Origin of the sequence: Phyllobacterium sophorae (assembly GCF_003010965.1) — a bacterium.
Taxonomy (GTDB): domain Bacteria; phylum Pseudomonadota; class Alphaproteobacteria; order Rhizobiales; family Rhizobiaceae; genus Phyllobacterium; species Phyllobacterium sophorae.
Genome location: NZ_PGGM01000010.1, coordinates 139,941 through 152,709 on the forward strand (window position 1 = coordinate 139,941; position 12,769 = coordinate 152,709).

General features: G+C 55.8%; 11 protein-coding genes and 1 pseudogene. 5 read left to right on the forward strand and 7 right to left on the reverse strand.

From position 1 onward, the window contains the following. Positions 1 to 104: 104 nt before the first annotated feature. Together CU103_RS20215 and CU103_RS20220 are read right to left on the reverse strand one after the other, a co-directional pair. Positions 105 to 881 carry a DeoR/GlpR family DNA-binding transcription regulator gene (locus CU103_RS20215; protein WP_106665836.1) on the reverse strand — a complete coding sequence of 259 codons (777 nt, stop codon included), beginning with the start codon at positions 879 to 881 and terminating at the stop codon, positions 105 to 107. A gap of 32 nt (positions 882 to 913) precedes the next feature. Continuing rightward, on the reverse strand, positions 914 to 1,495 hold the full coding sequence (locus CU103_RS20220; protein WP_106665837.1) for a recombinase family protein: 582 nt from the start codon (positions 1,493 to 1,495) through the stop codon (positions 914 to 916). A 671-nt stretch (positions 1,496 to 2,166) separates the two neighbouring features. Here CU103_RS20220 and CU103_RS20225 point away from each other — a divergent pair. After that, positions 2,167 to 2,739: a hypothetical protein gene (locus CU103_RS20225; RefSeq protein ID WP_146147821.1), complete on the forward strand. Its 573-nt coding sequence runs from the start codon at positions 2,167 to 2,169 to the stop codon at positions 2,737 to 2,739. 25 nt (positions 2,740 to 2,764) lie between these two features. Here CU103_RS20225 and CU103_RS31490 read toward each other — a convergent pair whose 3' ends face one another. After that, positions 2,765 to 3,079: a CHAD domain-containing protein gene (locus tag CU103_RS31490; protein WP_170117079.1), complete on the reverse strand. Its 315-nt coding sequence runs from the start codon at positions 3,077 to 3,079 to the stop codon at positions 2,765 to 2,767. Here CU103_RS31490 and CU103_RS32130 point away from each other — a divergent pair. Continuing rightward, positions 3,015 to 3,273 (forward strand): annotated as a pseudogene (locus CU103_RS32130) (nitrilotriacetate monooxygenase); the annotation flags it as partial. The gene CU103_RS31490 and the pseudogene CU103_RS32130 overlap by 65 nt on opposite strands. 168 nt (positions 3,274 to 3,441) lie before the next feature. Here the strand turns inward: CU103_RS32130 and CU103_RS20240 are convergent. The 4 genes from CU103_RS20240 to CU103_RS20255 all read right to left on the reverse strand — a co-directional run bounded on the left by CU103_RS20240 (position 3,442) and on the right by CU103_RS20255 (position 8,037). Next, positions 3,442 to 4,764: a glutamate-cysteine ligase family protein gene (locus tag CU103_RS20240; RefSeq protein ID WP_170117080.1), complete on the reverse strand. Its 1,323-nt coding sequence runs from the start codon at positions 4,762 to 4,764 to the stop codon at positions 3,442 to 3,444. 25 nt (positions 4,765 to 4,789) lie between these two features. Continuing rightward, a complete protein-coding gene (locus CU103_RS20245; protein WP_245448902.1) occupies positions 4,790 to 5,596 on the reverse strand; it encodes a cysteine hydrolase family protein in 807 nt (268 codons plus the stop codon). Beyond that, positions 5,515 to 6,318: an N-formylglutamate amidohydrolase gene (locus tag CU103_RS20250; protein ID WP_245448903.1), complete on the reverse strand. Its 804-nt coding sequence runs from the start codon at positions 6,316 to 6,318 to the stop codon at positions 5,515 to 5,517. The genes CU103_RS20245 and CU103_RS20250 overlap by 82 nt, the downstream gene beginning before the upstream one ends. 261 nt (positions 6,319 to 6,579) lie before the next feature. Continuing rightward, on the reverse strand, positions 6,580 to 8,037 hold the full coding sequence (locus CU103_RS20255) for an amidase (protein WP_106665842.1): 1,458 nt from the start codon (positions 8,035 to 8,037) through the stop codon (positions 6,580 to 6,582). A 234-nt stretch (positions 8,038 to 8,271) separates the two neighbouring features. Here CU103_RS20255 and CU103_RS20260 point away from each other — a divergent pair, with 234 nt between their 5' ends. From CU103_RS20260 to CU103_RS20275, 3 genes are all read left to right on the forward strand, one after another. Continuing rightward, positions 8,272 to 9,063, forward strand: a complete 792-nt coding sequence (locus tag CU103_RS20260; RefSeq protein ID WP_106665843.1) for a LuxR family transcriptional regulator — start codon at positions 8,272 to 8,274, stop codon at positions 9,061 to 9,063. Positions 9,064 to 9,916: 853 nt separating this feature from the next. Next, positions 9,917 to 11,350 (forward strand): amidase, encoded by a 1,434-nt coding sequence (locus tag CU103_RS20270; protein ID WP_106665845.1) that lies wholly within the window; start codon positions 9,917 to 9,919, stop codon positions 11,348 to 11,350. Positions 11,351 to 11,483: 133 nt separating this feature from the next. Further along, positions 11,484 to 12,719 (forward strand): ABC transporter substrate-binding protein, encoded by a 1,236-nt coding sequence (locus tag CU103_RS20275; protein ID WP_106665846.1) that lies wholly within the window; start codon positions 11,484 to 11,486, stop codon positions 12,717 to 12,719. Positions 12,720 to 12,769: the final 50 nt, after the last annotated feature.

Below are 12,769 nucleotides of genomic sequence, written 5' to 3' on the forward strand. Positions count from 1 at the left end.
GAACAGACAATCCGCTTCCAATCCGAGATATAGAGCAGCTACATGACAGTTTTACGCGGGAGTGTGACGGATAGTGATGGATATGGGCCTCAATAGAATGCTGGTTATGACGGATTTTGCGGCGGGTATAGGACTTCGGCGCCAGCGCCTTCGATGGCGGTCAGTATGTCCGGTGCCGGTTTCTGATCGGTGATGATTGTGGCGATGGCAGAATGAGGCAGGGTTCGGTAGCGCGCCGACCGATCGAACTTGCTATGGTCGGCGAGCACAGTGATCCTCCGTGCCTGTTCTGCAAGCGTCGCTGCGAGTTCCTGCCCACCCTGCTCATGGTCAAAAACGCCGAGCGTCGGGTGCACCGCATTGACCCCGATGAAAGCGATATCGATCTGCTGTTCGCGAAGCGTGCGCAGGGCCGCAAATCCGGTCACGACGCGATAATCGCCGTTGAAATCACCGCCCAGCAGGACGACGTGGTGCCGGCCGCCTTCGGAGGCTGCGATGGCGGTGTCGACCATATTGGTGACGATACGCATTTCCGGCAACAGGGATATCCGACGCGCCAGCGCCAGCACCGTGCTCCCCCCACCAAAGAAAAGATTCTGCCCCGGCTTCAAAAGGCCGAGCGCGATTTCGGCGATGGCGTTCTTTTCTGCCAGCTGAGAAACGGCACGCGACGAGATGGCCAGGAGCTTCGGTTGCTGTGTGGCGACTGCACCGCCATGTACGCGCACGACCAACCCATCTTGCTCTAGTTGCTTGATATCCCGTCGGGCAGTCTCTTCGGATACATTGAAATGCGACATCAGATCGCGGATCCGAACTTCGCCGTGCGTTTGGACCATCTCGATGAGCTTCTTATGACGATTGTGACTGAGTGACATTCTTCTCTCTTCTCGCTCGCGCGCGGCAGAACTCATACTGGTTTAACGGTGGATGCGACTGACTTTTCTGCCTTGAGCGCTTCATAGAGCGCAGTTTTCCCTATCTTGACGCGCGCGGCAGCTTCGCGCACGTTGAGACCGGTTGCGAGCAACTGGCGAGCCTCTTCCAGCTTCTCAGGCGTCACGACAGCCCGCCGCCCGCCGCGCCTGCCTCTTTCCCCAGCGGCTTGCAGGCCAGCGCGGGTTCTTTCCCTGATCAGATCGCGCTCGAATTGAGCCAGAGCGCCGAAAAAATGGAATACCAAGCGCCCGCCAGATGTCGTCGTATCGATATTTTCAGTGATGGATCGGAAGCCGACGCCTTTAGCCTCCAATTCGGTGATGATGTCGATCAGATGCTTCATCGAGCGGCCGAGGCGGTCCAGCTTCCAGACGGTGAGTGTGTCGCCCTCCCGGACATATCGAATGGCTTCGCCAAGACCAGGCCGATCACCCTTCACGCCCGATGCTCTGTCTTCGAATACCCTATCACACCCTGCTTTGCGCAATGCGTCGAGCTGCAGGGCAGTTTCCTGGTCGCCGGCGGAGACTCTTGCATAGCCGATGGCGGTCATGAGGCATGACGTGTCCGTTTTCCCGTTGAATTCGGACCATGTCCGATTTGCCGACGAATAGCAAGGTTTTCGGACAAATTCTGTGTTTGCCGCTGTTTCAAAAAAGGGACAATCAGGTCGCTTTCGTATCGTGACGCTGGAATCGCTAGTTTAAGGATGGTTGCAGGAAACAATAGCGAAACCCGCTCGTTCACATTTCGTTCAAGTTACCGTTGTCCGGTGAAAAAACCTTGCAGTGCCCCTCTTTGATCGTCCTGGTGTATTCGACAAAAATATCCGTCTCACACCATGGCCGAAGTAGTACTTAACCGCATCGGCCATCCGCACTTTCGGGGCCTTTAGCGCCAGCGTTGATGCGGCTGACGACGACCCCGGAAACGAGCTGACGCTCCTGCTTTTGGCCGAATTGCACTTCGGCAGGAACAGCACGTGAAATATCTTGTCACTCACAGCTCGTCTCCATGGTCGGGTGATGGACGGATGAGGTGTCGCGCCTGGAACGCAGGGCAGAATGTGACAATTGCGTAAGCAAAGCCGCGTTGATCTAGCCATTTTATTTATTGCTTGCGTCAAATTTACATAAAATTATGCCCTTATTTCATGGTCAAAAGTCGCTTCTGATAAAGTGCACTGCCGTCAAAGCACTGGCATGGATAGTCAAGGTGGCCGAGATGACCAAATTCAGCAAGGCAGCGGTACCGGCGCAGGTCCGTCACATTGCGTGGCTTGCGCACATCAAACCGATCCGCAGGACGATGTCCTTTTCACAAGGCAAGGCGCTTGTTCACCAGATTTTCGACGATGCCGAGGTTGCCCGCCCCTTCGTAAAATGCTTGCCAACACACCATCGCACGCATGGATTTGCCACTCAGGAACACGAGATCTTCCTGCAGGATACGACGTGGGACGACACCGTCATTCAATGCGCTTCGGAGCTGTTGCTCGGGCCGGTCGACAATCCGGCGATCAGCAACAAGGACAGTGTCGGGCAGGAGGCACTGGAGAACTATCTGTATCTCGCGACATGCTTCACCGGAATGGATCGGCGAGCGCTTGAAGCCTATGCGGCGGAACTCTCCGCAATTGTTGGCCTCACCATTCAGCCTCGCCTGCGGGTTGGTCCTTCGCATTCCACTTGGGCACAGATCAAGCCAGGCGACAGCCTATATGAAACCGCCGTCGGTACCGGCTGCCGGCTCTACAGGCGCTATGGCGAACCGCGACCTCTGCGTGATGCCGAATAGGAAATTGCATTCCAGGCGAGCCGCCTCAGCAGGGCCAGAATGGTGCCGTGCGCTTGAACTTGCGCCACCGGTTGTTCAACCGGTCTGCGCCCGCAAGCTCGCGATGGCCTTGCCAGCCGGTTACCGCGCCGATGGCGCGATGCACATCGGGACTGGGCACACTTTCCCGGATATCCGACAGCAATGTTCGCGAGGTTTTGATGTCATTGGCTTCGCCCAAGGCATCCTGTAGCCGCGACAGTTGCCTGAGATATTTCTTGGACGAGGCCTCACTGGAACAGATCGCCGACGCGATGCAGGAGTGGTTCGAGAATGGCGCTGCCGACGCCTTCAACGTCATGCCGGCAATCCTGCCCACCGGGTTGACTGATTTTGGGACCAGGTCGTCCCGATCCTTCGCAAGCGTGGCCTTTCCGGTATGAATATGAAGGCATGACCCTGCGAGAGAACCTTGGTCTCAGGCGTCCGTCGAATGGCTTTGTGCAGCAAGCAACGCGCGAGCCGGAGGCAATGACCTCGCAGCGATCCTTGTAAGGATCAATACCCGCCTACTGTGGCGGATGCAGCCTGCGCCCACCCATCCTGTGGGAGTTCGGGCTCATGGCGCAACGTGGCGAGGACGTCCGCGAAGTTATCATTCTTACGTTTAAGATAGCATCGTTGCGTGATCAAGCGGTCGCTCCAAGTCGCCCTCAACGCTTCCTAGATCGCCCAAGAGAGCCGTTCTGTATACGAGTCGCCAGCTTTTTCGGCATCTGCGACATCATTTAGTCGCGTGCAGCGGTATGCGCTCCAAAATAGATTGCCAAACCACCTTTCAGCGGCGCCAGCTCGGTCAATTCCTTCAAGCACCTCCGATATTGACGTTGGAAGACGGTGAGCCCCAACCGCGAGCCGCTCTGCTTCGCTCATCGCTGCAGGGTCTCGATCAACGTTCGTCGGTTCTTCGAGAGAATCACGCAATCCATCAAGACCGGCGCGGATTAGTGCCGCCAAGGCTAGGTAGGGATTTGCAGTTGCATCTGCGACACGAAACTCTAGCGTAGCGTTTTGATGCCAGCCATCTTCGTCAGAGCTTCGTGGGCAAAAACGTATGGCTGCTTCGCGATTTCGTTCGCCGATGCAAGAGTAGACCCCAACCCAACTTGAGGGTTTATGACGAGCAAACGAATTGACCGACGGCGTAGTAAAGCCAATTAACGAAGCCAAATTATTAAGAATCCCGGCGCAAAACGATCCAGCTTCGGTTGTAAGCTTACCTTTGAACGCAGTCGCGGGTTGCTTACTCGACCGCCAGAGACTGAAATGAATGTGAACACCGCTTCCAGCTTGGTTCGGTTGTGGCTTTGGAATGAAAGTCGCCCGGAAACCTTGGGTCTGAGTAACATCACGGATTACCTCACGAGATAGCACTGCTTGATCGGCCGCTGTCAGCGTGTCAGCTGGAGGGCTTGCGATCTCGAACTGGTGCTCTCCGTACTCAGCTGAAAATTGCTCTAATGTAATGCCGCCGGTAGCCAATGCATTGCAGACGGCATCCGCCAACGCTGCACCATTTCGGTTGCTGCTTACGGAAAAAGCAGGACCTGGCACATTATCAGAGCCGTATATATAGAACTCATGCTCAAAGCCAACCAATAGCCTAAGGCCAAATTCACGCTCAAGGTCTGCGATAGCTCGTTTTAACTGGGCGCGTGGACATACTGCCCATGGTGAGCCATCTGTATCATGAATGTCTGATAAATGGAGGAGCATTGCGGACCGATTGCCTACAGACGGCAACGTGACATGCGCATTTAAATCAGCGATGAGACGGGTCTCGCCGACTGGACCAAACGGGTTGTCGCCGGGAATAGTGTTCAATGGTGAAATCAGCAAATTTATGGGCACCCAAGGCAGACCGGCCTGAACCAAGTTGGGAAGGCGGCCTACTGGAAACGATCGACCGCGCAGAACGGACGACAGATCCGAGTTCACAAACATTGCCGTGCCCGTGTCAACACCAGCGCTCAGAGTTGTGCTCATATGTGGCTCCCTTCGGGTAGTTTTCTCAAACATGCGGTGCTGTGATCTGGGCAAATTCTTCAACCATTGCATCCGTCGATAGCATTCGGCAGTAATGCCCATCCATCGCCTCAATTGAGCGGATATGGCGATGCTCCTCCTCGGCCGCGCAGCAATCCTCGATTTGCGTTACTAAGAAGCCCTTGTCCGCAGCATCACGTACGGCCGTCTCAACACATTGATCCGTGCTGACGCCGTAGATAACCAGATATTCGATGCCCAGATTCCGCAAGACGTATTCGATGTTTGTGGAATTGAAGATCCCAGACGCAGTTTTAGGGATGACGATTTCGTCCCCGACTGGACCGACTGCATCTATTACTTTCGCGTCCCAAGACCCTTTCGGAAAGAAGAGGCCCGAAATTTTGTGGTCAAGGCTGATGTCACGACCATTCTGGGTGTACGCTTCGATCGTCGTGAAGATCACTTCAATTCCGATAGCTCTGGCAGCATCTTGCAGACGCTTTTGGTTGGGCATAACGATGCTGTCGAGCCTTTCCAGAAAGGCATTTTTCTTGGACTCAGCCGAGCCGACGACTCGTGATCTGGCGAGAAGATCATCGCTCCATTCTGCGTTTTGCATATCTATCGACAGCAGAGCAGTCTTCCTGGGCTCAACTGGCCTGTTTCGGTCTAGAGGCGTTGTGTCTTTTAGGCTAGAGTTGGGCATGGATTGTTCCTCATATTTGGTGGCGAACTGGACTGCGGCCATCAAGTCGAAGCGCGCTGGGACATCTGGCTGAGAAATGTTGCTCTGGCGCAATCCATGGCGTTTGCGACTCGGATCGCCCATTCCTTCTGCCCAGATTCGTCGGCGATAAGGTCTTGGCGGATCTCAAATTGTACGTAGGGGAGAGAGCGCCCTTCGGCATGAACGGGGATGGTATACTCGCGGGCCATGTCGACAGTATATGGCTCGTTGAACCCAACCACTATATCGCCATCCACTCGCAACGCAGCGGCCACGTGGTTAGTAAATCGGTCGTCGACACCTATGCACAGCCCCACATGCCAAGGTCGCTCGCTCGGCCGCGAGCGAAGCGATGGTGTAAAGCTATGCATCGACACGAATAACGTCTGATGGTCGCTCATCTGCTGTTCGTCCAGGCGGCACGTGATCTCGTTTTGGTACGGCATTATGATTTCTTCGATGCGGCGTCGCCCATCTACTTCGCTGATATCCTCGTTGCCGGGGATAACTGTACCGTCTGAGACGACGGCGAACAGTTCTGTGTCAGTTAGTACTCTGTTACATTCGGCGACCAGCCGGGAATATCGTTGGTAAACGAGCGGCGCGCGAATAAGATCGGAAACCCGCTCGGAGACAGCGAGAATTCCTATATCGACAGCTATGTGCCTGTTGAGTTCTGCCGAACCCAAGCCAAGTCCGTTCAGGGACTTAGGCACGGCATTGCCCGCGTGCTCGCAGGTGATGATAAATTCCGACACAAGTTCGCCGTTGCGAATACCTACAGGATGCGGATCATCGCGGCCGAGTAACGTCTCTGATATCACCGTCACCTCCATGTTAATATGCCTCGGTGTAGCTTAGCTGATCAGCGGGAAACGCCTTCCGCCGGACCTTGCCAGCGACATCGCTACAAGTGATTGTGACAATGCCATCACGCTCGACAACTCCGAGTTTTCTGCCTTCCTGACTCAATAGTTTACTCCTCCAGACAATCCATCCATACGTTGCCAATTGGCCCAGACTCTCGCATGGTCCGGTGGCTCGGGTCCGAGGGTGGTTTCGCCGCGCCCCTCATCTCTACCCGACTACCTTGGCGAATAATCGGGCTCTTTGATCCATGTAGGTGGACGTAGGTGACTCCACGGTGCAGCTCGTTCGAATTCCGCGGCAAGCTGCAGGACCGTTACGTCATCGCCCCATTTCCCCACGATCTGCAGGCCGACCGGCAGTCCGTTTTGGTCAATTCCGATCGGAATAGAGCAGGCGGGCTGCCCGCCGACATTAAATGGAACCGAAAAAACCATTCCGTAATCCCGCAGCGTGTCGTGATACTGGTTGAGTTCCGTGTGGTGCATGTGGTTGTGCCCAATCGCTGGGGGAGCGATGATAGACATAGGCGTCAAAACGATATCGAATGGAAGGCAAGCCAACTCCATCTGTCGCGCTCCTTGCCTAATGCCCTCGACGTGCTGAGCATATTCGAACCCCGTCATTCGCGCGCTGTCGCGAGCCGACTCGAACATGAACCGTGTGAAATCGTCACCGCTTGGCTCGCACCCCTTCAGAACGGCTGCCCGACACAAGGTGGCGTAATGCCCCATTCCGAAGATGCCCCTGATATGCGAATAGGCCTTAATGTAGTCAAAGCCCCCCAAGGATGCTTCTTCGACAAGATGGCCCATTTCCGTACATAGTTTTGCGGCCCGCTGAACGCCGCTAATACCTGCTTCATAAGTAGCAACGTGACTAAAGCTCTCGGTCGTAAAACCGATCCGCAACTTTCTGAGTGGACTGTTCAAAGACCGCTGGAAGGTTTCGTCGACGGGTGGCGGTAGATCGCGGTCGCCCGGCAACTGACCGTGCATAATGTCGAGGTAGGCTGCCTGGTCTCGCACAGTTCGCGAAACCACACCTTCCGTTGCCACGCCAGAACACACTTCTGCAACGTCTGGCCCCCAGGTTATACGTCCGCGCGAGGGTTTGTGGCCTACTAGGCCGCAATATGCCGCCGGAATACGGATTGACCCACCACCGTCGCTTGCGTTGGCGAACGGGACCCCCCCTGCCGCCACAGCGGCGGCTCCTCCCCCCGTCGAGCCACCCGGTGTCTTGGTTTTATCCCAAGGATTGAGTGTATCCCCGTGCAGCAGGGTTTCAGTCGCCAGAGCCCAGCCGAATTCAGGCGTTGTCGATTTGGCGAACATCAAGAGGCCGGCGACCTTGGCCTTGCGCACCGTCTCGGTATCGCTCGGCGATACAAAGTTGCGGTATAGATTGCACCCGTTTGTGGTGATCGTCCCAGCCCACGATGTGAAGGTGTCTTTCAAAAGATAAGGAACACCGGCAAGCGGGCCGGTTGGAAGAGCTTGGGCCGCTGCCTTGCGGCCCAGATCGAAGCATTCGACCGCAAGAAAATTAAGCTCCTTGTCCATGGCAGTAGTATGGACGATCGCCGTCTCCATAAGCTCGAGGGGAGACACTTCCCGTTTCGCAATCAGTTGTGCCAAGCCCACGCCATCGTAGTCGCCGTATCCCTGGATCATTTCGCTGTCCTCGCCACTTCATGTTGAGTGGAATAATCGGAACTGGAGACAATTCTGTCCACTAGGAACAATGCTAGGATTCTTCCTGAACCGCCGATATCGAGGCACCCGGTGAATCGTTCTGCTGCCGATTTTGCTGGACTTGTCACCCTTAGGGGATAGATTTTATATCAAACAAAAAGTCGACGCCGACAAGTGTGGACAGCAAGGGAACTAAGAAAATGGGAGTTCATCATGGCAAAAGGTGGCGAATCTTTTGAGGCATATCGTGCCAGCTTAGCTGGTCAACCCTTCATGTTTCCGGACGCAGAGACATTCACTCATTGTGTCGATCTGGTCCGTGATGGGAGCGATTTGATACCGTGTTTAGGACAATTATGCCGTCGAATTGGCTTCGAATTCTTTTCGCTGCTGATTGGCGACGTAGGGGCCTGTGATCAAACATCAGATGAGAAAGTCGTAGAAAGCAACTACCCGGAGCAATGGAGAAGCTACTATCGTGAGAAGCAATACATATTGATCGACCCAGTCGCCTTTTATGCGCAGCGTAGCACTGAACCATTTTTCTGGGGCCGCGATGAGGACATCAGGAACCTGAACCCCGATCGAAGACAGTTGATGAATGAAAGCCGAGAAATCGGTATCGCTCATGGCATCAGTGTTCCTACCCATGGCCCCGGTGGAGAGTTGACCGTCTTATCGATGATTTCGGGTGAGGGCTTGAACTCTTCGATCCAACTGGCGAAGCGCAATCGGAACCTTCTTTGGATGATTGCGCCGATGGTCCATGCGTCTGCCGTTAACCAGTACCGGCCGCGGCGGCCAGAAGCGGAGCTGATGTTGACAGACACGCAACGAAAGTGCTTGCGCTGGACGCTCCACGGAAAGACCTCATGGGAGATCTCTCGTATCCTGTCACTGAGTAAGGCCACAGTCGACTATCACCTTCAGCGCGCGATGCGGAAACTTGAGGCTGTTTCAAAGGTTCAAGCCGCTAATGAAGCGTTTCGCAAAGGTCTCCTTTAAACCTAACTAGGCTGGCATGAGCTGCTTGATCCCTTAGCGGTTTCAAGGATCTGTTCGCACTGATCAGCTGCCCAGTAGCGACCCTGCTGTATCGATTTCACAAGGCCGAACGTCGCATTGACTTGCAGCGGGCTCATCCGCCCATCACGTAAACTTCGCAACGCGTTCATCTGCGTCTCCTCCCCGGACATCCCTCGCTTTGCAAAATCATCGTATGGGATGCGGTCGTGCTTCGCGTAGTCGAACACGGAACAAATTAGCTTCTCTGGATCAATGATGGGATATCGCGTCCCCGTCGTGTGCAGCCGTTCACCGATAGTCCGTTCGCCGTCCACCAAGATGTCGCGAAAAAACCGGCGCTGTTTCACCCAGCATCGACGATTGCATGTAATTGTTAGGAGAACTCCAAGCTGGATAGCCAGCTCGGTTCACCATCCACTTTCTCGTCACGATGAATATGTCATCGCGAGGGGCTGGCCCAAGCGTGAAAAGTAGTGACTGCTCCTGGCTCAACGAACAATCGTCAGGACCGACACGTGAGCCCACGAGATGAGGCGGGCTGCCGTAGCCCTTGATCCTAAGGGGCAATTCCTGGTTTGGTCAGGTTTGTCGTTTGACCCATGTGCGACAAACCCTCGACGGGGATACACCTCAAGAACGCACGGAGCGGCACTGACTAGCAGGGTTACTAGTGGACACCATCCGCAGACTGTTGGATGCTTTACAAGCATTGGAGTGACCAGGCAGAAATGCAATTTGTTAGCTTGCGGGCTGCTGTCGGAGAGCCTGGATGTGCCGAGACAATAATTTTCAACTGGTCAACCCCGATGCTGGCATAAAAGGAAACGTAGACATGGTCCGAGAACTATTCACCTCTAACGATGCCACGGGCCTGGCGAAGTTGGTTCGTCAGCGGGAAGTCTCCGCCCTCGATCTCGTAGACGAGGCCATTCGGCGCATCGAGGCGCTGAACCCTCGGCTCAATGCCGTCGTGCACAGGCTTTATGATTATGCCCGCGAGGTGGCGACGCGTCCGCTTCCGGATGGCCCGCTCGCGGGAGTGCCTATCCTCCTGAAAGACCTGTCCGTGGAGTGGAAGGGCTTTCCGGTCACAAATGGCAGCCGCTACTTTAAAAATTATGTAGCCAGCACCGACTGGGAGATCTCAGCACGAATGCGGAATGCCGGGCTCATCCCAGTCGGCAAGACCAACGTTCCTGAAAACGGCTGGTGCGCCGCGACCGAGCCCGTGCTCTTCGGGTCCACGGTTAACCCTTGGAACGCAGGAGTGGTCGCCGGCGGCTCAAGTGGCGGGTCTGCAGTCGCGGTAGCCTCTGGGATGGTACCGCTCGCCGATGCAAGCGACGGGGGAGGCTCCATCCGGATACCCGCTGCCAATAATGGCATCGTCGGGCTCAAGCCGTCACGAGGCAGGGTAACGTTCGGCCCTGGTGTTGTCGATTACTGGTATGGTGCCGTGGCATTCCTGTGCGTTTCGCGCAGTGTCCGTGACACGGCTTCCTATCTCGACGTCGTTGCCGGGGCGCATCCGGGCGACCCATACGCCCTGCCCAAGCCGCAGGCGTCCTATCTGTCCGCAGTGGGACAGAGACCGAAGCGCCTGCGCATCGGCGTAGCCCACAGCGAACCTGACGGCGAACCGCTCAATTTCGACGTAAAGGCTGCGGTTGAGAAAGCGTCCGACCTGTGCCGGCAACTCGGCCACGAAGTCATCGAGCATGATTTCCGCTATGACGTCGAGGTGTTCAAGAGCACTTTCGGTCGCATCACGGCAGTCCTGTCATCGTCCTTTTTCCAGGGCTGCGCCGAAAGGTTCGGCCGGGTAACGCCGGATGATGTAGAACCGGCGACGTGGGGCATCATCGAACTTGGCAAAACAGTTTCGGGTGTTCAGCACGCCACAGATATCGAAATCATGCGTAAGATGTCGCGCGACCTGGTTGAAAGCCTCAGGCCCTACGATGTATTTCTTGCGCCCGTGCAGCCGGTGCCGCCGCGACCAGCGGGCTGGTACGACATGTCGGAGCCTGATATCCAGGTCTATAATGAGCGGCTGATGCGTGACATCGTTTTTACTGCGCCCTTCAATATCACGGGCCAGCCGGCGATCACCCTGCCGCTTCACCGCAATGCCAACGACATCCCTGTCGGCATCCAGTTCGTGGCTCCAGTGGGCGACGAGGCAACGCTGCTGAACCTCTCGGCTCAAATCGAAGAGGCGCAGCCCTGGAAGGACATTCGGCCGCCCGCATTCTATGCAGTTTGAACCAACGGGGAGATGCACTCCCCGGGTAGAAGCAGAGAAGGCCACTTTTGTGTGAAAACAGCGAACTTAATGTCAGCGTGATTACCGCCGCGTCAGACAGCATACCTACCACTGTAAAACGGGGAACATTGTCATGAGTCTTTCAAAACTTTGCACAAGTCTGGCTCTTGCTGCTCTTGTCGCTGCTACGCCTGCCAACTCCCAAGATAAGATCGCAAAGATCGGCGTGCTCGCACCGTTGACCGGCGGCTCGGCGGCCGACGGCAATGAAATGGTCAACGGTGCCAAGCTCGCCGTCGATGAGATCAACGCGGCCGGCGGCGTGGCCGGCTACCAGCTCGAAGTCGTCGTCGGCGACACTCAGAACCAGTCGGCCGACGCCGTTACCAGCGCCTTCGAGCGCCTCGCCGGCGACCGCGACCTCAATGCCATGTTCACCGGCTATGCCAGCGGAAGCAATTTCGAGATCGAGATGATTGCCGAGCAGGACATGCCCTATCTGATTGCGGCGAATTCGGCGCAGACCCGCGACATCATTGCCGCACATCCGGACAAGTTCCCGACCGTCTGGTCGCTGACGCCATCCTACGATGCCTACAATACGGCGATGGTGCCTGTGCTGCAGGGGCTGGAGACGAGTGGCAAGCTCAAGCTTACCAACAGGAGGGCCGCCTTGATCTCATCGGACAATCCCTATTCGAAGTCGATTATGGAAGGCCTGAAGAAGAGCTTCGAGGACGCCGGCTGGAGCGTGACCTCCGCCGACCTTCTGCCGTTCGGCGAAATCAACGACTGGCGTACATTCCTGGCCAAAGTCCGTCAGGACAATCCGGCCGTAATCATCAACACCGACTATCAGCCGGGTAATGCGGCCAAGTTCTTGACGCAGTTCCTCGAACAGCCGACGGATAGCCTCGTCTTCATCCAGTATGCACCGTCAGTGCCGGAATTCCTTAACCTAACGGGCAAGCAGGCGACGGGAATCGTCTATAATCTCCTCGGCGGCACCTTGAACACGCCGAAGAATCCTCGGGCTGCTGAGGTCATGAAGAAATATAACGACAACTACGGTAACGAGCCGGGAACCTACGGAGCATTGCTCTATGAGGAAGTCATGTTCTATGCGAACGCGCTGAAGAAAGTCGGCGATCCGACCAAGCGGCTCGAAATCAGCAAGGTGATCGGCGAGTCCCACATGCAGATTGCCAGCGGCATGCTCTCCTTTGACCCGAACACGCATCTTGCCGTGCAGGGCGATAACGCCATTCCGATCCAGTTCTTCCAGATATGGGACGGCAAGCGCGTCCTGTTTTATCCGCACGAATATGCCGAAGGCGAATTCCGCATGCCGCCCTGGATGAAGCAGTAGCATCACACCATTGGGCCACGCGGAATCCCGGTGTGGCCGACTTTTTCAAC

Bases quoted from the DNA above. Each gene is read 5' to 3' on its own strand.
- CU103_RS20260 (WP_106665843.1), top strand. From the start codon at position 8,272: ATGGCAAAAGGTGGCGAATCTTTTGAGGCATATCGTGCCAGCTTAGCT.
- CU103_RS20255 (WP_106665842.1), bottom strand. From the start codon at position 8,037: ATGATCCAGGGATACGGCGACTACGATGGCGTGGGCTTGGCACAACTG.
- CU103_RS31490 (WP_170117079.1), bottom strand. From the start codon at position 3,079: ATGACGTTGAAGGCGTCGGCAGCGCCATTCTCGAACCACTCCTGCATC.
- CU103_RS20270 (WP_106665845.1), top strand. From the start codon at position 9,917: ATGGTCCGAGAACTATTCACCTCTAACGATGCCACGGGCCTGGCGAAG.
- CU103_RS20225 (WP_146147821.1), top strand. From the start codon at position 2,167: ATGACCAAATTCAGCAAGGCAGCGGTACCGGCGCAGGTCCGTCACATT.
- CU103_RS20240 (WP_170117080.1), bottom strand. From the start codon at position 4,764: ATGAGCACAACTCTGAGCGCTGGTGTTGACACGGGCACGGCAATGTTT.
- CU103_RS20275 (WP_106665846.1), top strand. From the start codon at position 11,484: ATGAGTCTTTCAAAACTTTGCACAAGTCTGGCTCTTGCTGCTCTTGTC.
- CU103_RS20215 (WP_106665836.1), bottom strand. From the start codon at position 881: ATGTCACTCAGTCACAATCGTCATAAGAAGCTCATCGAGATGGTCCAA.
- CU103_RS20220 (WP_106665837.1), bottom strand. From the start codon at position 1,495: ATGACCGCCATCGGCTATGCAAGAGTCTCCGCCGGCGACCAGGAAACT.
- CU103_RS20245 (WP_245448902.1), bottom strand. From the start codon at position 5,596: ATGGGCGATCCGAGTCGCAAACGCCATGGATTGCGCCAGAGCAACATT.